14 protein-coding genes are annotated in these 21,751 nt (G+C 67.2%); 7 read left to right on the top strand and 7 right to left on the bottom strand.

Annotated elements, in window-relative coordinates; all coding sequences use genetic code 11:
- Both E3O39_RS18870 and E3O39_RS18865 read right to left on the bottom strand, forming a co-directional pair.
- Positions 1-329 (bottom strand): J domain-containing protein (locus E3O39_RS18870; protein WP_166789560.1); only part of this gene is annotated, 329 nt, incomplete at its 3' end.
- Entirely contained in the window at positions 326-820 is a 495-nt protein-coding gene (locus E3O39_RS18865) for a hypothetical protein (RefSeq protein ID WP_166787389.1), read from the bottom strand. The genes E3O39_RS18865 and E3O39_RS18870, both read right to left, overlap by 4 nt.
- Before the next feature lie 179 nt (positions 821-999).
- On the opposite strand from E3O39_RS18865, the gene E3O39_RS03300 reads away from it, so the two are divergent.
- Positions 1,000-1,689, top strand: coding sequence for a hypothetical protein (locus E3O39_RS03300; RefSeq protein WP_134449649.1), 690 nt, complete (start codon positions 1,000-1,002; stop codon positions 1,687-1,689).
- 150 nt (positions 1,690-1,839) lie between these two features.
- On the opposite strand, the gene E3O39_RS03295 is transcribed toward E3O39_RS03300, so the two are convergent.
- The gene (locus tag E3O39_RS03295) at positions 1,840-2,655 is read right to left on the bottom strand and encodes an ice-binding family protein (protein ID WP_134449648.1); all 816 of its coding nucleotides are present in this window, start codon (positions 2,653-2,655) and stop codon (positions 1,840-1,842) included.
- Between the two features lie 423 nt (positions 2,656-3,078).
- Here E3O39_RS03295 and ppsA point away from each other — a divergent pair, with 423 nt between their 5' ends.
- Positions 3,079-5,469 (top strand): phosphoenolpyruvate synthase, encoded by a 2,391-nt coding sequence (ppsA, locus tag E3O39_RS03290; RefSeq protein ID WP_134449647.1) that lies wholly within the window; start codon positions 3,079-3,081, stop codon positions 5,467-5,469.
- 23 nt (positions 5,470-5,492) lie between these two features.
- Here the strand turns inward: ppsA and E3O39_RS03285 are convergent, their stop codons facing one another.
- The 3 genes from E3O39_RS03285 to E3O39_RS03275 form a co-directional block, all read right to left on the bottom strand.
- The gene (locus E3O39_RS03285) at positions 5,493-5,840 is read right to left on the bottom strand and encodes a hypothetical protein (protein ID WP_134449646.1); all 348 of its coding nucleotides are present in this window, start codon (positions 5,838-5,840) and stop codon (positions 5,493-5,495) included.
- Between the two features lie 136 nt (positions 5,841-5,976).
- Positions 5,977-6,195 (bottom strand): hypothetical protein, encoded by a 219-nt coding sequence (locus E3O39_RS03280; RefSeq protein WP_134449645.1) that lies wholly within the window; start codon positions 6,193-6,195, stop codon positions 5,977-5,979.
- Positions 6,196-6,198: 3 nt separating this feature from the next.
- On the bottom strand, positions 6,199-6,480 hold the full coding sequence (locus E3O39_RS03275; RefSeq protein ID WP_134449644.1) for a glutaredoxin domain-containing protein: 282 nt from the start codon (positions 6,478-6,480) through the stop codon (positions 6,199-6,201).
- 152 nt (positions 6,481-6,632) lie between these two features.
- On the opposite strand from E3O39_RS03275, the gene E3O39_RS03270 reads away from it, so the two are divergent.
- Positions 6,633-8,330: a GGDEF domain-containing protein gene (locus E3O39_RS03270; protein ID WP_166787388.1), complete on the top strand. Its 1,698-nt coding sequence runs from the start codon at positions 6,633-6,635 to the stop codon at positions 8,328-8,330.
- 107 nt (positions 8,331-8,437) lie between these two features.
- Here the strand turns inward: E3O39_RS03270 and E3O39_RS19735 are convergent, their stop codons facing one another.
- Entirely contained in the window at positions 8,438-14,650 is a 6,213-nt protein-coding gene (locus E3O39_RS19735) for a DUF3320 domain-containing protein (protein ID WP_241984960.1), read from the bottom strand.
- Between the two features lie 321 nt (positions 14,651-14,971).
- Here E3O39_RS19735 and E3O39_RS03260 point away from each other — a divergent pair, with 321 nt between their 5' ends.
- The 4 genes from E3O39_RS03260 to E3O39_RS03245 all read left to right on the top strand — a co-directional run bounded on the left by E3O39_RS03260 (position 14,972) and on the right by E3O39_RS03245 (position 21,495).
- Complete coding sequence (locus E3O39_RS03260) at positions 14,972-15,274, top strand: hypothetical protein (RefSeq protein WP_134449641.1); 303 nt, start codon at positions 14,972-14,974, stop codon at positions 15,272-15,274.
- Between the two features lie 27 nt (positions 15,275-15,301).
- Positions 15,302-18,043: a UvrD-helicase domain-containing protein gene (locus tag E3O39_RS03255; RefSeq protein ID WP_134449640.1), complete on the top strand. Its 2,742-nt coding sequence runs from the start codon at positions 15,302-15,304 to the stop codon at positions 18,041-18,043.
- Between the two features lie 123 nt (positions 18,044-18,166).
- On the top strand, positions 18,167-18,565 hold the full coding sequence (locus tag E3O39_RS03250; RefSeq protein ID WP_134449639.1) for a (deoxy)nucleoside triphosphate pyrophosphohydrolase: 399 nt from the start codon (positions 18,167-18,169) through the stop codon (positions 18,563-18,565).
- Positions 18,562-21,495 carry a DUF3427 domain-containing protein gene (locus E3O39_RS03245; protein WP_134449638.1) on the top strand — a complete coding sequence of 978 codons (2,934 nt, stop codon included), beginning with the start codon at positions 18,562-18,564 and terminating at the stop codon, positions 21,493-21,495. The genes E3O39_RS03250 and E3O39_RS03245 overlap by 4 nt, the downstream gene beginning before the upstream one ends.
- Positions 21,496-21,751 lie beyond the last annotated feature (256 nt).

Genomic DNA, 21,751 nt, shown 5'->3' with positions numbered 1-21,751 from the left:
GGGCCCGCGGACGCGGTGGCCGGGCCGGACGGAGCCGCGGTGCTCGCGGGATCCGGTGCCGCGGCCCGCCGGGCCGCAGCGGGTGCGCGCGGCGGCGTTGCGGCATCCGTGCGCTTGCTCGCCACCCGGTCGAGCTCGCCGTAGAGCACGTCGCGTGCGGCGGACATTCGCACGAATTCGGTGGTCGCGGCCGCGATCGTCTCCGCGGAGGCACCGGCGAGGAGGTCGGGGTGGTGCGTCCGCGCCTGCTTGCGGAACTGCTTGTCGATTTCGGCGCGGCTCGCACCCGCAGGCACGTTGAGGATCTTGGCGGCGATCTCCGGGGTCATGACAGCGGGCCGAACGAACGGAGGTACTTGTTGTAGGCCAGGCGCTGCAGGGTGTACTTGTACTGCGGAGCGAGGGCGCGAACCCGGTCCAGCAGGCCGTCGTCGATCTCCTTCAGCCGGGAGCCCGCGCGGATCGTCAGGATCGGGCCGGCGACGATCGCCGCGACGAACACGAGGAAGAGGGGGTTGTGGGTGACCGCAAGACCGAGCACGGTCAGGAGCAGGCCGGCGACGAAGACTCCGACGCCGATCCAGAGGGACCGTTTCGCCGGGGCGAGGTTCTCCTCCGCGAAGCGCGTCCAGCCTTCCTCCGAGCGGGTCCAGAACACCCAGCCGGGAGGCGCGGGGGAGCACTCCGGAACCGGCGTCCATCCGGCAGGGGGCTCCCAGCCCTGGTTGCCCGCAATCCAGTCGAGGGTCGGCGTCGGCCACCGCGGCGGGCGCTGGAACTCCAGCGGCAACGGGTCGGGAAGCGTGGGGGCGTCGGCCATAGACCCAGATTAGTGGCATCGACGCCGGCTTCGGTCCCCTGAATGGGTGGCATGCCGGGGGACATGGTCCGATACCCGCCGAGAATAAGTCCCCTAAAAAGGGGACACGGGCCCCCCGCGTATGCCACTATGTGTTCAGCATATTAATGCAGACGGCTACCCGACCCGAAAGTTCCACCATGTCCCACTGGTTTACCCGAATTGCTGCCGTCACCGGTGTCGCCGTTCTGTCCCTTACCCTCACCTCATGCACAAGCGTCGCCGCCCTCGTCGGCTTCGCGCCGATCGACCAGGCCAGCCAGGTCTCGGCCTCCGCCGCGCCGACGGCCACCGCTACTCCGCTCGTCTTCAACTCTGTCTTCACCGACATGGGCTCGATCCACCCGACGATCCAGCTCGCGCCCCAGCTCGAGCTCCAGCTCGACATGTGGACGGAACAGAAGACCCACGAGTGGTACACGGACAGCGACAAGCGTTTCTCGTTCGTGATCAGCGTCTTCGATCGCTCGCAGGCGCCTGAGGCCGCTTTCGGTACCAAGCGCCACGTCTACATGTCCAACGTCACGGTCACCGCAACGACGACCACGGCGAGTGGCGCGAGCACGACGCCGTTCGTGCTCAACGTGAACCCGATCGCCGCAACGCTCGACCCCGAGGCACTCACGGGCCCCGGCGGGCTGCTCGTCACCTCGCCGAAGGGTGGCTTCCAGCTCGAGTCCAACTCGATCGGCGTGCTGACGCCGGACACCTACGGCCTGACCCTCGACTTCGCGATGACGATCGCCGGTGAGGCCACGGCCGGCGGCGGCGCGACCGTCACCCAGATCGTGCACCAGTCGATCCCCGTGGCGATCTTCAAGCGCATGTAACAACTGCATGAACAAGCGCCGGCACCGCACGCCGGCACGCGAGAAAGGCCCGGAACGGCGAAATCGCCGCTCCGGGCCTTTCCTGTTGTACGGGCCTTTCTCGGTGTGCAGACCCGTAGGCTCACCGCGGCGGATGCCGCAGCGTCCGATCTACAGGGCGGGCTCGGTGACCGTGTTCTTCTGCAGGGTGACCGCGGTCTGCGACAGCAGGCGACCGTCGACCGTCGCGCCGGTCTTCAGGGCGACGAGGGACTTGCCGAGGACGGTGCCCTCGAAGTGCGCGGTCGTGCCGACCGCGACGGACCCGGCGGCCTGCCAGAAGACGTTCTTCGCGAGCGCGCCGCCGGTGAGGGTGACCCGGGTGGCGGATGCCTGGGTGATGTTGCCCGAGATCTGGAAGATGAACACGTCGGTCGGGCCGCCGTTGAGGGTGACGTCACTCGTGATCGTCACGCCGGTGTTCCACTTGTAGAGCCCGGGAGCCAGGGTGAGGCCGCCGATCTCGCCGGCGCCGAGGTCGATCGCATCCGGCAGGGTGCGACCGGCGGCATCGGTGTACGCGGTGCCCATGTCGCCGACGGCGGTCGTGAGCAGGCTCGGGGCGGTGATCTCGCAGGCGGGGCCCGCGGCATCCACGGAGTAGATCAGGCCGGTCACCTCGGGGCAGCTCAGGTGGATGGCGGCGCCGGTGATGGGGCTCGCCCCGACGTTTCCCGTGATGGCCGAGGCGTAGACATCCGTCACGCCCGTCTTGGAGAGGATCGCGAAGGTGCCGGCGAGGCCGAGCGAGACGGGCGCGCGCACGGAGCCGACCGGGACGGCGGCGGAGGCGGAGCTGGCCCCGGTGGTGGTGGCGCCGACCGTGCCGACCGCCGCGAGGGCGATCGCGACCAGGAGGAAGGGCAGCCACTTCCTGGCCGGCGTGGTGGTACTGGTTTCGGTGGGTGTCTGGTCGAATGCAGTCATGGTGATTCCCTTTGTTCCCGTCAGCCCGGGTCCGCGACTGCGGAGCCGGGGCAGGGCCGTCGCACGCGGCGGTCCCCGGAGCTCCATCCGGGTTACGCTCGCTGGCGGAAGTGTGCCGGGAATGCACCTCTCCAGCCACCGGGGCAGACGGGTACCGCACCTGGAACAGGTGCCCTCAGTAGCTGGAATCCAACGAATCGAATCTGTCTAACCCCCAGACTAGGGCCAGAATCCGTCGGCCCTGGACCGGGGAGTGCTGTCCGGGTGAATTCGCGAGGAACACCCGGCGCCGGCGCACCCCTGCGCCCTCGACACCTGGGGCACTAGCCGCTGCCCTGACCTAGCAGTAGGTTGCCGAGAGCGGATGCCGTCGGCGCCACGAGACGCCGGGTCGCGGCTTTCGAGGTCGCGTCAGGAGTCGTCATGTCAGAGCGTCATGTGGTCTGGTTCGAAGAGATCGGCCTCGCCGACATCCCCCAGGTCGGCGGGAAGAACGCTTCCCTCGGCGAAATGGTCGGCTCGCTCGCCGGCCAGGGGGTGCGGGTGCCCGACGGTTTCGCGACGACGGCGGATGCCTACCGCGCGTTCATCACGGAGAACGGGATCGAGTCGGCCCTGCGCCAGGCCCTCGACAGCTACCACTCCGGCGAGGCGACTCTGCGGGTCACGGGCGAGAGCCTGCGCGAGTTGTTCCTGAACGGGGAATTCCCTGAGGACACGGCCGCGGGCATTCGCTCGGCCTACCGGGAACTGTCTGCCCGTTCCGGGCAGCAGAACCTCGCCGTGGCGGTGCGGAGCAGCGCGACCGCGGAAGACCTGCCGGACGCGAGCTTCGCCGGGCAGCAGGAGACCTTCCTGAACGTGACGGGGGAGCGGGACCTGCTCGCCGCCTGCCGCCGCTGTTATGCGAGCCTGTTCACCGACCGGGCGATCAGCTACCGCGAAGTCAAGGGCTTCGACCACCTCGACGTGGCACTCTCGATCGGGGTGCAGCGGATGATCCGCTCCGACCTGGGCGGGTCCGGGGTGATGTTCTCGATCGACACCGACACCGGGTTCCCGGGTGCCGCCGTGATCAGCGCGGCCTGGGGACTCGGTGAGACCGTGGTGCAGGGCGCCGTCGACCCCGACAAGTACCTCGTGTTCAAGGCGCTGCTCGCCGACCCCGGGCTGACCCCGATCATCGAGAAGACCCTCGGCGCCAAGGCGACCAAGATGGTCTACGCTGCCGGCGGCAGCGCCCGTACCCGGGTGATCGACACTCCGCTGCGGGAGCGGAACGCGTTCGTGCTGAGCGACACCGAGATCGTGCAGCTCGCCCGCTGGGCCGTGATCGTCGAAGACCACTACGGCCGGCCGATGGACATGGAGTGGGCCAGGGACGGCGTCACCCAGGAGCTGTACATGGTGCAGGCGCGGCCGGAGACGGTGCAATCGCAGGCGAGCGGCACCGTCTTCACCGTGAGCAGGTTGCTCGAGAGCGGGCCCCTCATCGTCTCCGGCGTCGCGATCGGTGACAGCATCGCGACCGGAACCGCGTGCGTGATCCGCGACCCGGCCGACATCGACAACTTCATCGACGGCGCGATCCTCGTCACCGAGATGACCGACCCCGACTGGGTTCCGATCATGACCCGGGCATCGGGCATCGTGACCGACCACGGCGGGCCGACCAGTCACGCCGCGATCGTCAGCAGGGAGCTCGGCGTGCCCGCGGTCGTCGGCACCGGCACCGGAACCGACCTGATCCACAACGGCGCCGAGATCACGCTCTCCTGTGCAGAGGGCGACGAGGGCTTCGTCTACGCAGGCACCCTCGACTTCGAGACCGAGGAGGTGGACCTCGGCACGGTGCCGACGACGCGCACGAAGCTGATGGTGAACATCGCGAGCCCCGCCGCCGCGTTCGAATGGTGGCGGTTGCCGGCCGCGGGCGTCGGCCTGGCCCGGATGGAGTTCATCATCAACAACCTGATCACCATCCACCCGATGGCGCTCGTGCACCCGGAGCGGGTCACCGACCGGGCCGCGCTCCGGCGCATCCACGAACGCACCCGCGGCTTCGCCGACCCGCAGGAGTACTTCGTGCAGACCCTCGCGCTCGGCATCGCGAAGCTCACCGCGCCGTACTACCCCGACCCGGTGATCGTGCGGATGAGCGACTTCAAGACCAATGAGTATGCGCACCTGCTCGGTGGCGGAGCGTTCGAGCACACCGAGGAGAACCCGATGATCGGCTTCCGCGGCGCCTCCCGCTACTACGACGACCGCTACCGTGAGGGGTTCGCGCTCGAATGCCGGGCGATCAAGCGGGTGCGCGAGGAGATCGGCTTCACCGACGTGATCGTGATGGTTCCGTTCTGCCGCACCGTTGCCGAAGCCGACAAGGTGCTCGCGGTGATGGCCGCGAACGGGCTGACCCGCGGCGAGAACGGCCTGCAGGTGTACATGATGTGCGAGATCCCCGCGAACGTGATCCTCGCCGAGGAGTTCGCGACCCGGTTCGACGGCTTCTCGATCGGGTCGAACGACCTCACCCAGCTCGTGCTCGGCGTCGACAGGGACGCCGGCGAACTCGCCGGCCTCTTCGACGAACGTGACGAAGCGGTCAAGCGGATGATCAGCGAGGCCATTCGCAAGGCTCACGCCGCCGGGATCAAGATCGGCATCTGCGGGCAGGCGCCGAGCAACTACCCGGACTTCGCGGCCTTCCTGGTGCGCGAGGGCATCGATTCGATCTCGCTCAATCCGGACAGCTTCCTGAAGACGGCGGGCATAGTCGCCGAGGCCGAGGGGCTGCTCGACACCGTATGACGGCCGGCTCCTGCGGTGCGGCGTCAGCCCTTGCTGTCGTCGTACTGCTCGAGCACGGCCTGCTCGTATTCGTACTCGGCTGCCTCGGCCGCGGCCTTCGCCTTGGTCACCCGCTGGCTGATCGCGTGCTCCGACTTCTCCAACCGGCGCGCCTCGAGCGGGCTGGAGCTCTCAAGGAGGTCCTCGAGGGTGTCCGGGTCGAGGTGCATGGCCTCGATCGCATCGGCCTCCGACCGGGCGACGGCCGCCTTGCTGCGCAGCAGTCGCACCCGCGCATCCTTCGCGTCCTGCCGCTTCGCCGCCTCGGCGTTCGCAATGTCCTCGTCACTCCCGAAGCGTTCGATGCGCTTGTCCTGGCCAGTGTCACTCATGATGCCTCCCCGTCTCCGTGGCATCGTAGCGCGGCAGCGGCGATGGGGAAACGGCCCCGAGCGGGTGACGCCGGGTCGGGTGGCGCCGGGCGTCAGTGTGGAGCGGGTGGTGTGGCTGTCGCCGGTCCGGCGGGCGTCAGCGGCGCTGGTTGCCTCGGCCGCTGGTCCAGAGCCAGCGGGCCCTGGCGGTGGCGATTCCGCCGGCGGCGAGGGCGACGATCGCCACCGGAACCGCCACGCTCACGAAGGCGTTGTGATTCACGGCGTTGAAGTAAAGAACCCCGAGCGCGATCGCACAGCAGACGAAACCGGCGATCCCGCACATCGAAAATGTCCAGTCCTTGAGGCTGCGCACGGCTCAGGCCTCCACGGAGAACTGGGCGAGTTTCGCGCGCAGGTCGGCGTCGCTCGGCTCGACGAGGTGGCTCGCGTCGGGGAACACGATCACGGGGATCCGGGTACGTCCACTGATCGCGTGGGCGCGGTCGGCGCCGTCCGCGACGGCCTCGAGGTCGACGTAGTCGTAGTCGAGTTCGAGTCCGTCGAGCACCTTCTTCGAGCGGCGGCAGTCGCCGCACCACTCCGCGCCGAACAGGGTGATGCGGGGGTCGAGGGGGACGGATGCTGTCGCTGCGGTCATCCGCCGATCTTACGTGGCCGCGCTGGGTATCCGTCTGCGGGGACGGACAGGGGCGGATCATAGGTTCGCCCTTTTTGGGGCTTTTTTCCGGCCGAATCGGGCCGGGTGCCCTGTTATGTTCGAAAGAGCGACAGACAGTCGGGGGGCTGAAGGTGGACTCGAAGGCGGCAGCACCGGAGGTGCGGGCATCTTCGGCAGCGCCCGTTCGCAGTACCGCACCGACGCCCGCACCGACGCCCGCACCGTTTTCGACCGCGGCACTCCTCGCCGCGTGCGAACTCTCGCGCGCCGACGGCCGGCACCTGGACGGCGCGGCGCAGGCCGAACAGGTGCTCGCGACCTTCGGGATCACCCCCGCCGAGTGCGCGCAGGCCCGCGAGCTGCTCGCACTGCACCGGTTGCGGCTGGGCGAGGTCGAGGCATCCGTTCGTCACGGGCTGCTCGCCCTCGAATACCTGGTCGACACGGGCGAACTGCTGCGGCAGTCGCAGGTGCACTGCACCCTGGCGCTCGCGTTCCATGAGTCCGGCCTGCACGAACCCGCGCTGCGCCACGTGCTCGGCGCGCTCTCCGCGGCGCGGGCGAGCGGCAGCAAGCTCGCCGAATTCTGGGCGCTCAGCCGCTCCTCGATGGTGCACGTGGGTATGGCCGACGCGCAGCGCGCCCTCGAACTGGGCCGCCAGGCGCTCGACCTGTCGCGGCTGCTCGAGGACGCCGAGGCCAGATTCGCCGGACTCAACAACCTCGGCGACACCTGCCTCGAGCTCGCCAAGACCCAGAGCGCCCAGGGCCTCGACCCGGCGGATGCCCTCCGAGAGGCACTCGACAATGTGCAGCAGGGCGCGGCGCTCGCCCAGGGCCAGGGACACGTCTTCTGGGAGACGATCGCGCGCACCAACCTCGTGAGCATCCTGATCGAGCTCCGCCGGTACGGCGAAGCGCGCGAACAGGTCGGGCTGTCCAAGCGCCTCGCGGCGGCGAACGGCTACCGGAATCTCGAACTCGACAATGACGCCCAGCTCGCCGAGCTCCTGCGTGCAGAGGGACGCATTGACGAGGCGACCGCGATGATGGTCGCCCAGCTGGCCGATCCCTTCATCGAGGACGATCCCGCGCGGCTCACCCGGCTGCATCGTGCGCTCGGGGAGATGTACAAGGAGCGCGGCCACTTCAAGTTCGCCCTCGACCACGCCGAAAAGCTGCACGAGCTGACCCTGCGCCTCACTCGGCAGACGGCGGGGCTGCAATCCCGGATGCTGATCAACACTCTCGAGATCGAACAGGCCCGCCACGAGACGGAGCGGTCGCAGCTCGAAGCACAGGTGCTGCGCATCCGTGCGGAGAAGCTCGACCAGCAGGCCCACACCGACCCGCTCACCCTGTTGCCGAACCGGCGAGCGCTCGACCGGCAGTTGCCCGCGCTGATGCGCCGGGCGCACGACCGCGCGCAGCCGCTCTGCGCGGCGATGGTGGACCTCGACCACTTCAAACGGGTGAACGACGCGCACGGGCACGCCACGGGCGACCGGGTGCTGGCCGCGATGGGCACGATCCTGACGGACGCCATCCGGGACAGCGACCTCGCGGTACGGCTCGGCGGCGAGGAATTCCTGCTGGTGTTCGGCGACGCGACCCCGGCCGACGCCGCGAAGGCCTGCGAGCGCCTGCTCGATGCGGTGAGTGGCTTCCGCTGGGACGACGTAGCCCCGGGCCTGCGCTGCACCGTGAGCATCGGCTTGGCCGTGCGGAACAGTGGCGAACGCACCGCACACTGGCTCGCCCGCGCCGACAAGGCCCTCTACGAGGCCAAGCGCGCCGGCCGCAACCGCGTCGAGTCCGCCCCGCAGTAGCCGTGAGGTGTCGCAAATCGACGTTTGAGGGCACTAGGAAGGTCGATTTGCGACACCTCACGGGGTGGTCGAGTGGGCGAGTGGGCGAGCGGATGCCAGCGTGGCGGCTAGTGGGAGCCGGGGCGGAGGAGGCCGGCGGGGGTGCGGGTGAGGCGACCGGCGTCCAGGGCGAGGGCCAGGGCCGCGTCGAGACGGATGCCGACGGTTCCGCGGGTGCTCCGCCCGCCGAAGAAGGCGAGGGCCTCCCGCTTGAGCTCAGTGTCGTCGATGCCGGCGGCGGCCTCGGCCGCGAGGCGCATCGCGTTCGCGATCTCCGCGAGTGAGACATGCTCGAGGGATCGGGTGACGTCGGGCGGGGTGCGCCGGGCGCCCTGCCAACCGGTCGGGTCGATCGACTCGGGCCAGTAGAACGGCTCGTCGGCGCCGAGCGGCAGGTCCGCCGGCACACACCGCACGATCGACGCCGCCCGAGCCTGGTTCACCCGGTCGAGCCCGAACGCCGCCGCGACGAGCTTGATCAGCCGGGCGCTGTGGATCGGACCCTCGGCCGTGACCGCCGCACGGATGGCGGACTGCACCTTCGCCGCGGCCGCCGCTCGCGGCAAGGCGTCGAGCACGTCGACCGTGCCAAGACGCCCGGGGGACCACTCGGCGTAGTCGAGCGCGAGGGAACTCGTGGACGCACGGCTGTTGGCCAACGGCACAATCGTGGCGGACACCGTGCGGGATCCGACGAGTACCTCGGGTGCATCCCGTGGCGTTTCGGTGATGGTTGCTGCGGGCTCGACGTCCGCGGGGAGGTCCAGCTCCCTGGCCACGTCGGCCGCGGCTGCAGCTTCAGTCGCGGCCTCGACCGCCGCCCCGAGCCGGGCGACCGTCTCGTCGCGGTGATGCAGCCACTCGGGCAGCCAGACCCGCTCGACGCCCGGCCAGCGCATGATGCCCTGCAGCACGTCCACGGGCAGGCCGTCGCGGTCGGAGACCGTGCGCCGCGCACGCCAGTTCGGTCCGTCGAGCAGCACCGCGACGAGCGGCCGACCCGGGTCCGTCGCCGAGGCGAGGCTGAGGTCCACCCGGAAGTCGGAGAGCCCGACGTCGGTCTGCACGACGTGCCCCGCGGCGCGGAGTGCGGCCGCGATGTCGTCGCGGTGCCGGTCCACGGTGGACGTGCGGCGGACATCCGTGCTCAGCGCCTCGGCGCCCGCGCCCGCCATCTCGAGGTAGGCCTTGAGGTGCTTGATGCCGACTGAGCTGGTGTCCTGCGCGCGCAGCACCGCCGGGTCGAAGCTGGCATAGAGCACCACCTGTCGTCGCGCGCGGGTGATCGCCACGTTGAGGCGGCGCTCGCCGCCCGCCCGGGAGAGCGGCCCGAAGTTGAGTGGCACGACACCCTTATCGTTGGCGCTGAATGCGATCGAGAAGAGGATGCTGTCGCGCTCGTCGCCCTGCACATTCTCGAGGTTCTTGACGAAGAGGCCATCGACCTCGTCCAGGGCGAGGGCGATGCGCTCGTCCTCGCTGTCGCGGAGCAGGTTCTCGATGAGGTTGCGCTGCTGGGCGTTGAAGGTGATCACGCCGACCGATGGGGAGACCCCGGGCGAGGCCTGGAAGCGGCGCTCGATGTCGTCGACGATCGCGCGGGCCTCGACCGGGTTGGTGCGGAGCGCCGTGCCGCGCCCCGACCGCTCGAACTGGCCGTCGACGCGCACGAGAGAGACGCCGTGGTCGGCGATGGCGCTGGACGCGGGCGCCGGGAACGACGACAGCCGGCTCTCGTAGTAGTAGTGGTTGCTGAACGCGATGAGTGACTCGTCCTGGCTGCGGTAGTGCCAGGACAACCACTTACTCGGCACCCGCGCCTGCACGCACTCGGTGAGGATCGACTCCTCGTCCGCGACCGCACCGAGCAGGCCGTCGTCGCCGTCGAAACCGGTGTCACCCTCGTCATCGATGTTCGCGCTCGTCTCGGCGAAGCTCGTCGGCGGCATCTGCTTGCTGTCGCCCACGACGACCACGGATGCCGCCCGCCCCATCGCACCGATCGCATCCGCCACCCGGATCTGCGAGGCCTCGTCGAACACGACGATGTCGAACAGGGCCGCGTGAGCGGGGAAGAACCGGGCGACGGATTCCGGGCTCATCAGGGTGCACGGCATCACCTGGGTGATCAGGTCGCCGTAGTTCTCGAGCAGTGCGCGCACGCTCATGCCGCCGCGCTGCCGGTCGAGCTGGCGGCGCAGGCCGCCGACCTGCCCCGAGGCGAGGTTCGTGTCGAAGCGGCGGAGGCCGAGCACTTCGGCCGGGATGGCCCGGGGGAGTTCGCCGCGCACCGCGTGCGTGCTCGCGGTGAACCGGGTGATCGTCTTGCTGTGCGCCACGAGGTTGAAGTCGCCGAGGGCGGTCGCGTCCTCGCGTTCGGTGATCGAGGCGAGGGCGAGGCCCTTGTCGAACGCGAGCGCGGCATCTTCGGCCGGGATGCTGCCGGCCAGCAGCGCGGCGCGGGCGTCGGTGAGCCCGTGGCGCCGCAGCGGCTCGAGGTGACGCACGAGGGCGAGCCAGCGTTCGAGCACGACGGGCTGGGCGGACTCGACCGTGCGCGCGGCCCGGGTCGCCCACCAGCGGGCGATGAAGCCGAGGTCGCCGGCCCAGCGGGCGCGGTCGGCGGGCTGCACGTCGGCGGCGGTGTCGAGGGTCTGCCAGGCCGCGGCGAGGGCGGTGAGCGGCTCCTGGCCCGCGCCGAGCGGGGTCGAGGAATAGTAGGCGCGCAGGTCGGCGGTGTGGGTGGGGGAGTCGCCGTCGACAGCGGGCACCGCGGGCCGGTTGAGCGCGTCGCCGAGCCAGCCGAGCCAGGCCAGGCCGGTCGCGAGGTCCTCGGCGTCGGCCGGCACGAACGGGTTCCACCGCGCGTCCACGAGCGGCACCGGCAGGGTGAGTGCGGCGTCGCGCAGGCCCTGCGCTTCGGCGTGCGCGGCGGCGAGGGCAGCGGTGAGCGTCGAGAGCGTCTTGAGCGGCACGGCCTTCTCCGGGGCGGATGCCGCGTCGCCGGTGAGCGCATCGGCGACCTGCGCGAGCACCGCGCGGCGCTTGGCCTTGCGGCCGAAGAACCCGGCGGCATCCGCGGCGAGGGCCGCCGCGTGGATCCCGGGCACGTCACGCCCGAGCACGGTCGGCGCGACCCGGGTCAGCCAGTCCGGACGCGACGCCCGCAGCGCCGTGAGGTGCTTCTCGAGGCCGGCGATGAAGGCCCGCCACTCGGGGGTGTGCAGGGTGTCGACCGCGCTGACGGGGTGCCGGGGTGCGGCGGCGAGGTCGCGCCATTCCCCGGCGAGGGCGGCCGAGGGCATCCGGTTCAGGGTGTCGAGGTCGAAGCCGGCGGCTTGCGCCGCCACGAGGGCCTCGTCGAAGGCGCGCCCGGCCGCATGGATCGCGGCGGTGCGCAGCGCGATGGCGATGCCGGTCGACGGCGACGAGCCGGCGGCCAGGGACTCGGCACCGGCGGCACCGGCGGCACCAGCGGTCGAGACGCCGCCGGAGGACGGACCGGTGGAGACCGTGCCGACGGCGCGGGCCGCCCGCACCGCCTCGGCGGCGGACTCGGCCGTGCCGGACCCGGCGCCGGCTCCGCGCCCGAGCCGCTCGTCGACGAAGCCCCAGGGGTGCGCGGCGCTCGGCCGGGCGAGGTCGGACACCTCGGGCAGCTGCCGCAGCACGTGCCGCAGCTCGTCGAACACGGGAGCGGGGGAGCCGCCCACGAGCGGGCCGGGGATGACGAGCGGCTCGACCGAGGCATCCGCTGCGAGGGCGTGGGTGCGGGCGGAGTAGAGGGAGAGGCCGGCCGCGTTGGACTCGTGCAGCCGATCGGCGTAGCGGGCGAGGGTGCCGCGGCTCGCGGCGGCGGCCTCGCGGTTCGCGGCGAGGGCCGGGAGGTCGGGGTCGATGTGCAGCTCGAGGGCCGCCTTGATCTGGGCGCGCACGGCGGCGGGGCGGGCGCCCTTGTCGTGGAGGTCGAGGGAGAAGTCGCCGAGTCCCACGCTTTCGAGGCGTTTCTTCACGACGTCGAGGGCGGCGCGTTTCTCGGCGACGAAGAGCACGCGCTTGCCGTCGGCGAGGGCGCGGGCGAGCAGGTTGGTGATGGTCTGCGACTTGCCGGTTCCGGGCGGGCCTTCGAGCACGAAGGTGCGGCCGGCCGTGGCCTCGGCGACCGCCTCGAGCTGAGAGGAGTCCGCCGGCACCGGCACGGAGCCGCCGAGCGCGTCGAGGTCGACGGGCGAGCCGGGCGAGACGACAGCGCCCGCCGCGGCGACCGGGTCGGCATAGGCATCCAGCGGCGTGTTGATCAGATGCGCGACGAGACTGTTCTGCGACAGCGCCTCCCAGTTCTCGTCGAGGTCCTTCCAGAGCCGGAACTTCGCGAACTGCAGAATGGAGAGCTCCACGGTCTCCTCGACCCGGAACGGCAGCCCGGCCTCCGCGATCGCCTCCCGCACCGCAGTGAACGCGGCGCCGAGGTCGATGCCCGAGGCGTCCTCCCCGGGGGCCGAGAGCCCGGCGATCTCGAGCCCGAAGCTCGCCCGCAGCTTCTCGAGCAGGCAGTAGTTCGGCGTGGACGCCCCGGCCTCGTCGATCGTCAGCCGGTACGAGGAGCCGCGGCTGGCGCTCGTCATGTTGACCGGGATCAGCACGAGCGGCGACCGCAACTCCCGGTCGTTGAACCGCCAGTGCAGCATCCCGAACGTGAGGTAGAGGTTGTTCGCGCCGGTCTCCTCCACGATCGTGCGGGCCTTGTTGGCGAGGTAGCGCAGCTTGCTCGTGTACGACGCCTCCGTGATGTCCACGAACGCGCCCTTCTTCTCGGCGAGCATGAGCTCGCGGGTCTGCTCGGGCAGGTCCTTCCCGAAGCGGATGCCCCTGGCCCGGTCCACGTTCGGCAACGCATCGCTGGGCACGAGGGTGATCGGCGTGCCGGCGTTGATGGCGTCCTCGAGGCGGGCGACGGCCGGCCCGGGCACGAACAGCGGGTAGCCGGACCGGTCGGTGTAGTTGATCAGCTTGTTGCGCAGGCTCAGGTCGAGCAGCGCGTTCTTCCACTGGGTGACCCGCGGCGGCACCGGGGTCGCTTCGGGAGCGTTCGAAGCAACCGCCGACCCATCCCGCGCATAATACGGAGCGATGACCGGACCGGCCCCCGCCTGGTACACCGTCACGGTGACCGCGCCGTCGGGCCCGACGGAGCGGCTCGGCAGCGGCCAGATCCGCGACTGCCGCGCGGTGTGCACGTCGGTCACGCCCAGGAACTTCTCCAGTCCCGCGGCGAGGTACTGCGTGTGCGGGCTCCGCCGCGCCGCGGCGAACGGCATCGAGGTGGAGCCGCCCGTGGCACCGGTCGTTTCAATGAGCCCGATCGACCCGAGGTCGACGAGGTTGACGATGTCGGCGACATCCGTGTGGGCGACGGCGCCGAGCGCCGAGTCGACCCGCCAGTAGCCGAGGAAGATGTGCCCCTCGAGCAGCCAGAGCGTGGAGTTGAGGCCGGCCTGTTCGAGGGCGGCGGCGAGCGTGACGGTGGTGTCGAGGCAGGTGCCCAGCCGGCCCTCGAGCACCTCGGCGGGCGTGCGCACCTTCTGCCCGGTCGTGCCCCAGCTCGCCGGTGGCATGGCGTAGCGGATGTCCCGGGCGGCCATCGCGTCGTAGATCGCCTCGACCACGGCGTCGACCCGCTCGGGGCTCTCGGACTGGTACCCGCTGAGCGCGGAGTCGCCCGTGCGCTGCTGCAACAAGTCACTCGCCTCGACGAGCAGCGGCGCGATGGCGGCGGCGTTCGGCTGCACGTGCGCGGCGAGAAGTTCGAGGCCGAGGTGCAGCGGAGTGGCGATCCACTGGCTGGACGCGAGGATCTGCACCGCCGCACTCGTCTCGGCGAGCAGGGTGCCGTCGGAGTCGCGCAGGGTGGCGCGGATCGACCCCGGCCGCTGCTCCTCCACGGCAAGCATGAGCGCCGGATCGAGCACGAGCTCGACGGTGCGGAGGGTGGTGCTCTGCCCCGCGCCGAGGTCGACGATGACGACTCGCGGGGCGCCGAGCGACCCGGCGGCACTCGTGACCTCGACCTCGAGGGTCGCGGCGCGCTGCTCGCCGCCGAGGTTCTCGATCACGATCTCGTCGACGACCGGCACCCGGCAGTGTGCCATCGCATAGGAGAGGAACGGCACCGAGCTGATCCCGATGCGGGCGGCTGCCGCGGCTGCGGCAACCGGGGCGCCCGCGGTCACGGTCGTAGCGGCAGAACCCTCGGTCTCGGTCTCAGAGTCAATCTGGTCCACGGATTCCCCTTCGTGCGGCGACATGTCACGGCGACGCGGACAGCGGCCGGATCGCGTCGAAGCGCTGCCCCCGATTGTAGGGGGTGGGCCTGACACCGCCGCCGAGACCGCTGGCCTGTCGGTCGCCTTGCACCCCGGCAACCAGGTTGTGGTCATCCTCGAATCCAGCGCCCCCAACTGGGGTGAGATAAGCAGATCAACGACGGATTTGCCGACGAACACACACCTAGGCTGGCTATCAGAGTTGTTCTTTAAACAGTTGGGGGACTGACGATGTTGGCAGCCGGAATCGGGTCATTGCTTGTGGCATATGGCGGCATCATGTTGATGACAGTTGCCCTGCCTTTTGTGGCTTCCTATCTCCTGGACGGCATCGTCCAGGTCCTACGGAACAACGGATTGAAGCTGTTCCTGGCGGCCCTCGCCATGAGTGTTGTCGTTGCCTTCGGCGGATATTTGCTCTGGCAGTACGGGGTCAGTAATCCGCCAGTGACCCCGGAGACGCTCGCCAGCATGGGGATGGTCGCACAAATGCTCGCGACGTACTCAACGGCCTTGGCTCTGTTCGCATTTGTGATTCGCACGGTGTCGCTCCTCTGGAAGACCCGGCGACGCGCAGCATGAGGTTCCTCGTCGCCCAGATGTCCACTCGTGATTGACCGCGGCCAGGGAGAACTGAGCTGGCAGCCGTCGGCCCTCGGCAAGTGCTTCGCGAAATCCCGTGACTGGCTACTGACGCTGAACGGCCCCGACCTCACGATCACCATCGACAGTGAGCCCACCGCCCGCGACGTTCGTTCCTTCGGCGGGCTGACGGTGACCCCGGGTCGCGTCTGGGCGCACCTCGAGCTGGAGCATACGGATCGGCGCTTTCGGTTCCGTGGCATACCGAACCGACGTGCGGCATCCTTCTGTACCGCCTTCACCGCAGCACAAGCCGAGGCCGAGCATGCCCTCAAGCTGTTGCAATTGGTCGACGAATTCGATCAGGCCGCCAACCAGGTGCGGCTCTTCACCGAGGCGCTCGCCACCGCCGTGGCCGTGCAGCTCAAGGCGAGGGGCTGGCTCACCACCGAGTTCTCCGCCTACTGGGCTGCGCGCAAAGCCGCCGTCGGCTTCGGTCAGCTCCTCGACGCCCCTGACCTGCAACCGCACATCGCAGCTCTCTCCGCAGTGTCCCGGGAGACGGTCAAGATCTGGCGTCAGGACCTGCCGGCGTTCATCGTGACCCAGAACGAACGGCACCTCGCCGCCGAGCTCGACGACTGCAAGGACTTCTTCGACACGGTCGAGAAGTCGCCGCTCACGCCCGAGCAGGCTCGCGCGGTCGTCTGCTTTGACAACCGGATGCTGGTCGTCGCCTCGGCCGGGTCCGGCAAGACCTCGACGATGGTCGCCAAAGCTGGCTTCGCGCTCCACCGCAAACTGGTTCAGGCCGACAAGATCCTAATGCTGGCCTTCAACGAAGCCGCGGCGAAGGAGCTGGGGGCGCGCACCCTCGAGCGTCTGGCGCCCCTGGGGCTCGACGATGACAAGGTCGTCGCCAAGACGTTCCACGCGTTCGGCCTGGAGATCATCGGGAAGGCCACTGGCCGCAAGCCGTCGCTGGCACCGTGGCTTGAGGGCGGGGGAGACCTCAAGCAACTCGGGCTGATCGTCGATGTTCTCCGCGCTACCAATCCGCCATTCCGCCTCCATTGGGACTTCTTCCGAGCGGTACTAGCTCGTGATTACACCGGCGTTGATGCGGGTTCGAGCGAAACGGCCAAGCCGCCGGCATTTCGCACGGCCCAGGGTGAGCAGGTCAGAAGCACCGGCGAACGAATGATCGCCGACTGGCTGTACTTCAACAGCGTCGAGTACGTCTATGAGCGGTCCTACGAGGTCGACACGGCCGACGCCGAGCATCGGCAGTACCACCCGGACTTCTACTACCCGCAGATCGACGCCTACCACGAGCATTGGGCAGTCGACGAGAACGGGCAGCCGCCGGAAGAGTTCGTCGGCTACCTCGACGGCATGCGGTGGAAGCGCGAGACCCACCGCCACCATGGCACCACGCTGCTGGAGACGACGATGGCAGAGCTGTGGAGCGGGGAGGGCCTCCGTCATTTGGAGGCGGAACTGACCGAGCGTGGCATCCGGTTGGAGGCAAATCCCGAGCGGCTGTTGGCCGGGCAGTCGCCTTCAGATTATGGACGCCTGCTGCAGACGTTCCGTTCGTTTCTCTCTCATGCAAAGAGCAATTGCCTCAGTGATGACCAGCTGCAGGACCGCCTCAAAGAGCAGTCGCACGGCGAGGTGCGCTTTCGCGATGCCGCATTCCTGCGCCTGTTCGCCCCCATCCGGCGAGAGTGGGACAAGAAGCTGGCTGCGGAGGGCTTCATCGACTTCGAGGACATGCTCAACCTCTCGGCCGAGCACCTCGAGGCCGGCGACTGGGAGAGCCCGTACGAGCTGGTCATGGTCGACGAGTTCCAGGACGCCAGTCACGCCCGGGCCCGGCTGGCCCGTGCCCTCGTTAACAAACCCGGCCGTCATCTTTTCGCCGTCGGCGACGACTGGCAGAGCATCAACCGGTTTGCCGGGGCCGACCTGTCGGTCATGACCGAATTCGAGCACCTGTTCGGTCCGAGTGAAGTGCTGCGGCTGGAGCGCACGTTCCGGTTTCCGCAATCGATAGCTGATGTCTCCAGCGAGTTCGTGCTGCAAAACCCCAGCCAACTGGTCAAGCGCGTCGTGTCGTCGACCGCGGAATTCCCGCCCACCATCAGTGCTGTCTCGGTCGACAGTGACACGGCCGTGAAAGCAGCCATTTTCCACCAGCTCAAGGCGCTGCACACTCAAATCGCCCGCGGCAGGGTCCCGCAGCCGGTGGGCGTCAAGGTCACCGTCTTCATTCTCGGTAGGTACAAGCGCCAAAGCGAGTACCTGCCGGATTGCCGCGACCTTCGCGACCTTCTGGACGTGAGATTCATGACCATTCACGCCTCGAAGGGCGCCGAAGCGGACTACATCGTGATCCCCGGCATGGTGTCGGGACAGTGGGGGTTTCCCAGCACCATCCCGAACGACCCGGTGCTGCGCATGGCGATGCCCGCCGAGGAAGACTTTAAGCGGGCCGAGGAGCGTCGACTGTTCTACGTGGCAATGACCCGTGCCCGGCGGGGCGTGCTGCTATTCACCGTCAAGAACCGGGAATCACCGTTTCTGATGGAACTGATTCGGGACCACGGGATCGTGCGCACCAATGCCATCGGCGAGACTCTCGAGTCAACAGTGTGTCCGCGGTGCGGCCGACGCTTCATGGTCGAGCGTGCCGGCAAGCGTGGGCCGTTCCTCGCCTGTGGGCGATTCCCGAGATGCAAGGCGACGTTGGCAATTGCGAGGTAGTGCTGAGGCTCGAGTCCATTGAATATTCTCTTTGTCGGTCATCCTCGGTGGGGGTGGACGTCAGTTCACCACCGCTGGCTAAGGTGGAATCAGAGATCGACGGCCAAGCAATGGGGTACACAGGTGAAGAAGCGAATCAACGTGGTTGGCGCCGTAATTACAAGAGGGCAAACGGTCTTGGCCGCCCAGCGGAGTTCGACAATGTCGCTTCCGGGCATGTGGGAGTTTCCTGGTGGGAAGATCGAGCAGAACGAGTCACCTGAACAGGCGCTGATTCGAGAACTGGGAGAGGAATTGCTCTGCTCTGCCGAGATCGGCCAGCACGTTGAAACTACTGAGCACGAGTACGACTTCGGCATCGTCATCCTCACGACCTATTACTGCTCGCTTGTCTTAGGGGAGCCGCATCTGACGGAACACTCCGAAATCCGTTGGGTCCCTGCAGCAGAGCTCGATCAGCTTGAGTGGGCCCCCGCCGACATTCCTGCAGTCGAGCGCGTGATGAGGGACTTCCGGGCGTGATCGAGACCCGCAGCCAACTCACGCTCGACAACAACTTTGGCTTCCTCGACTCACTTGTTAAGGCTGATCAGGTCTTCAACCCAACCCTCATTTCAAACTCCAGCGGTCAAACAATGCTCAAGGCGATCCTTGATGAACTCAAGCGATCCCACAATTTCGTCTTCTCCGTCGCATTTGTTGCACCAGGCGCAATCGCGTTGCTCAAGCAGGCCCTCCTCGACTATCGAGGAACTGGCACGATCATTACCTCGACTTACCTTGGCTTCAACTCGCCGGCGGCCTTCCGCGAACTTATGAACCTCGATGGAATTGACGTCTTGATCCATCCGGATTCCTCCGCTGGTTTCCATGCAAAGGGTTACATCTTCGAGCAAGAAGCGAGCACGACTGCAATCGTCGGCAGCTCCAACTTGACCCCTTCGGCCTTATTGAAGAACCACGAGTGGAACTTGCGTTTTTCCGCTCTTCCCGATGGGGATATCGTTCACCAGCTGAAGTCAGCCGTGCAGGCACACGTGGATGTCTCGGTTGCCTTGACGCGGAGCTGGATCGATGAATATGCCCTGACCTGGATTCCACAACATTCGCGGGCCGTCTACCGAGACGTCGCACCAGAGCGGTCTGGTGACGTGCCGCTGAGGGGAATCGTTTTCCCGAACTCGATGCAGATAGAAGCACTCGCTGAGATTCAGGCCTTGCGAGACGCAGGTGAGCACCGGGCAGTTGTTATCTCCGCAACTGGCACGGGAAAGACGATTCTCTCCGCCCTTGACGTGCGGGCCTACGCGCCCAAACGTATGTTGTTCGTCGTGCACCGGGAGCAGATTCTTGACCGGGCGATCGATGAGTTCAAGCGCGTCCTCGAGGCGCCTGAAAGCGACTTCGGCAAGTTCGTAGGATCGAACAAAGAGCTGGATCGTCGCTACGTTTTCGCCTCGATTCAGTCGCTGTCTCGTCCGGAGAATCTTCGCGCAATCCGGCCAGACGCATTTGACTACGTGCTGATCGACGAGGTCCATCGCGCAGGGGCCACGAGCTACCGCAGCCTCATCGACTATCTTGAGCCCGACTTCCTACTTGGGATGACCGCGACCCCCGAGCGCACGGACGATTTCAACGTGTTCGAACTTTTTGACTTCAATGTCCCTTACGAAATCCGTCTCCAGAAAGCACTTGAGGCCGACATGCTGGCGCCGTTTCACTATTACGGCGTGACGGACTATGTGAAGGCTGATGGCGAAGTCATCGACCAGGTCGCGGATCTCACGCGATTGGTTGCGACCGAACGCGTTGATCATCTCGTGTCCACGATCGAAAGGTACGGACACGTTGGTGTGCCCGTGCGAGGGCTGATCTTCTGTAGTAAGATTGCCGAAGCCGCCGAGCTTTCTTCGATCCTCAATCAACGGACCGTTCATGGAGAGCGTCTCCGAACACGCGCGTTGAGCGGGGCGAACTCCGTCGATGAACGCGAGTCGGCCGTTCAAATGCTCGAGCGCGGGGACCTCGACTACATCGCGACTGTGGATATCTTCAACGAAGGAATCGATATCCCTTCCGTGAACCAGGTCGTGATGCTTCGGCAGACGCTTTCGAGCATCGTTTTCACCCAGCAGCTGGGTCGTGGCTTGCGAAAGGCCGCGGGTAAGGACCACCTCGTGGTCATCGACTTCATCGGCAATTACGACAATAACTACCTGATCCCTATCGCCCTCTTCGGAGACAGCACCCTCAACAAGGACTCGATTCGCAAGAAGATCATCGACGCGCAAGAAGCAGGCGCGATCGCTGGACTCTCGAGTGTGAATTTTGATGCGATTTCTCGGGAGAAGATTTTCGCGTCACTTGCGACCACAACTCTCGACAGCATGTCGAACCTCAAGAAGTCGTTCGTCGAGCTCAGGAACCGGCTGGGGCGTTCGCCGCTTCTGATCGACTATGCACGTTTCGATACCGTCGATCCCACAGTCATCGCGACCAAGCAGAAGAACTACTGGAGGTTTCTGAATAGCGTGAAGGCTCTCGACGTTCGTGCGAGTGAATTCGAGGATGCTGTCCTGACGTTTCTCTCTGGAGAACTCCTCAACGGCAAACGGCCCCATGAGCTTCTGCTTCTCAACCTGCTTCTGTCAACTTCCGAAACAGCGACGGTTGAGTCCTACGGCGATCTGCTCGAGGCGAACGGGCTGGCTCACGATCGCGGGACACTTGACTCAGTTCTTGGCGTGCTTAGCCTGACCTTCTTCACTGAGGCAGAAGCCGCCAAGTACGGCACGGCGCCGCTGGTCTCCCTCGAGGACGGGTCCTACAAGCTCAACATGAGGTTTGCAGCAGCGTGGGCTGAAAACAAGCTCTTTCGTGATCATGCACGCGACGCGATTGAGACAGGCCTGTTTGTTGCCCGCCACCAATACAAGTGGACTGGTCAACTTGAAGTGGGCCAACGATATTCGCGCAAAGACGTCTGCCGATTGCTCAACTGGAAGTCGAACCAACAGAGCACCATCTACGGGTACAAGGTCGACTACTTTTCGAACAGTTGCCCAATCTTCGTCACGTACCACAAAGGGTCGGAGGTGTCCGAAAGCACAAGATACGAGGACGCATTCCTCAACCCGTCAACTTTGACCTGGTACACAAGAAGCCGGCGAACGCTCTTGAGCGGCGAAGTGAAGGCCATCGTCGAGAACCGTCTCCCGCTGCACGTGTTCGCCAAAAAGGACGATGCAGAAGGAACTGACTTTTACTATCTTGGCAAAGCACAGTCTCAAGATGCTCGCCAGACGAAGATGCCCGGGGAAAACGGGGATGGATTTGACGCTGTCTCAATGACCCTTGACCTCGCGAGCCCAATCGAGTCGAGTCTCTACGAGTACTTCGCAACTTCAGCAACCCCAGCGGCTACAGCCAACGCGGCGCCAATCGCATAGCGAGCTGCAAGGATTCAAGCCCTGAAACGGCTGCATGCAGGGCCTCGCAGCAGCTGTAAATGCCAACGAATTAGCTGGATTGGCCAGGGCGCGACGAGCTTCGGTGGCTGGCGGCCGCGATCGCGTGGCACACGCCGGCGGAGACGAAGAAACTTACGTGAGTATTCGACCCTCTGAGCCCCACCCGATCGCGCGGTTGAGCCCCACCGTTCGTGCGGAAGAGCCCCAGTGGTGGTGTGGCTCAGCACCACCGGTG

The sequence above is a fragment of the Cryobacterium sp. MDB2-A-1 genome (assembly GCF_004402675.1).
Lineage (GTDB): Bacteria > Actinomycetota > Actinomycetes > Actinomycetales > Microbacteriaceae > Cryobacterium > Cryobacterium glucosi.
Note: the sequence above shows the minus strand (reverse complement) of the source record. Positions and strands in the feature narration are given on the sequence as shown.

Excerpts from the sequence above, each read along its gene's own strand:
- E3O39_RS18865 (WP_166787389.1), bottom strand. The coding sequence starts at position 820 with ATGGCCGACGCCCCCACGCTTCCCGACCCGTTGCCGCTGGAGTTCCAG.
- E3O39_RS03260 (WP_134449641.1), top strand. The coding sequence starts at position 14,972 with ATGTTGATGACAGTTGCCCTGCCTTTTGTGGCTTCCTATCTCCTGGAC.
- E3O39_RS03295 (WP_134449648.1), bottom strand. The coding sequence starts at position 2,655 with ATGACTGCATTCGACCAGACACCCACCGAAACCAGTACCACCACGCCG.
- E3O39_RS03300 (WP_134449649.1), top strand. The coding sequence starts at position 1,000 with ATGTCCCACTGGTTTACCCGAATTGCTGCCGTCACCGGTGTCGCCGTT.
- E3O39_RS03275 (WP_134449644.1), bottom strand. The coding sequence starts at position 6,480 with ATGACCGCAGCGACAGCATCCGTCCCCCTCGACCCCCGCATCACCCTG.
- ppsA (WP_134449647.1), top strand. The coding sequence starts at position 3,079 with ATGTCAGAGCGTCATGTGGTCTGGTTCGAAGAGATCGGCCTCGCCGAC.
- E3O39_RS03285 (WP_134449646.1), bottom strand. The coding sequence starts at position 5,840 with ATGAGTGACACTGGCCAGGACAAGCGCATCGAACGCTTCGGGAGTGAC.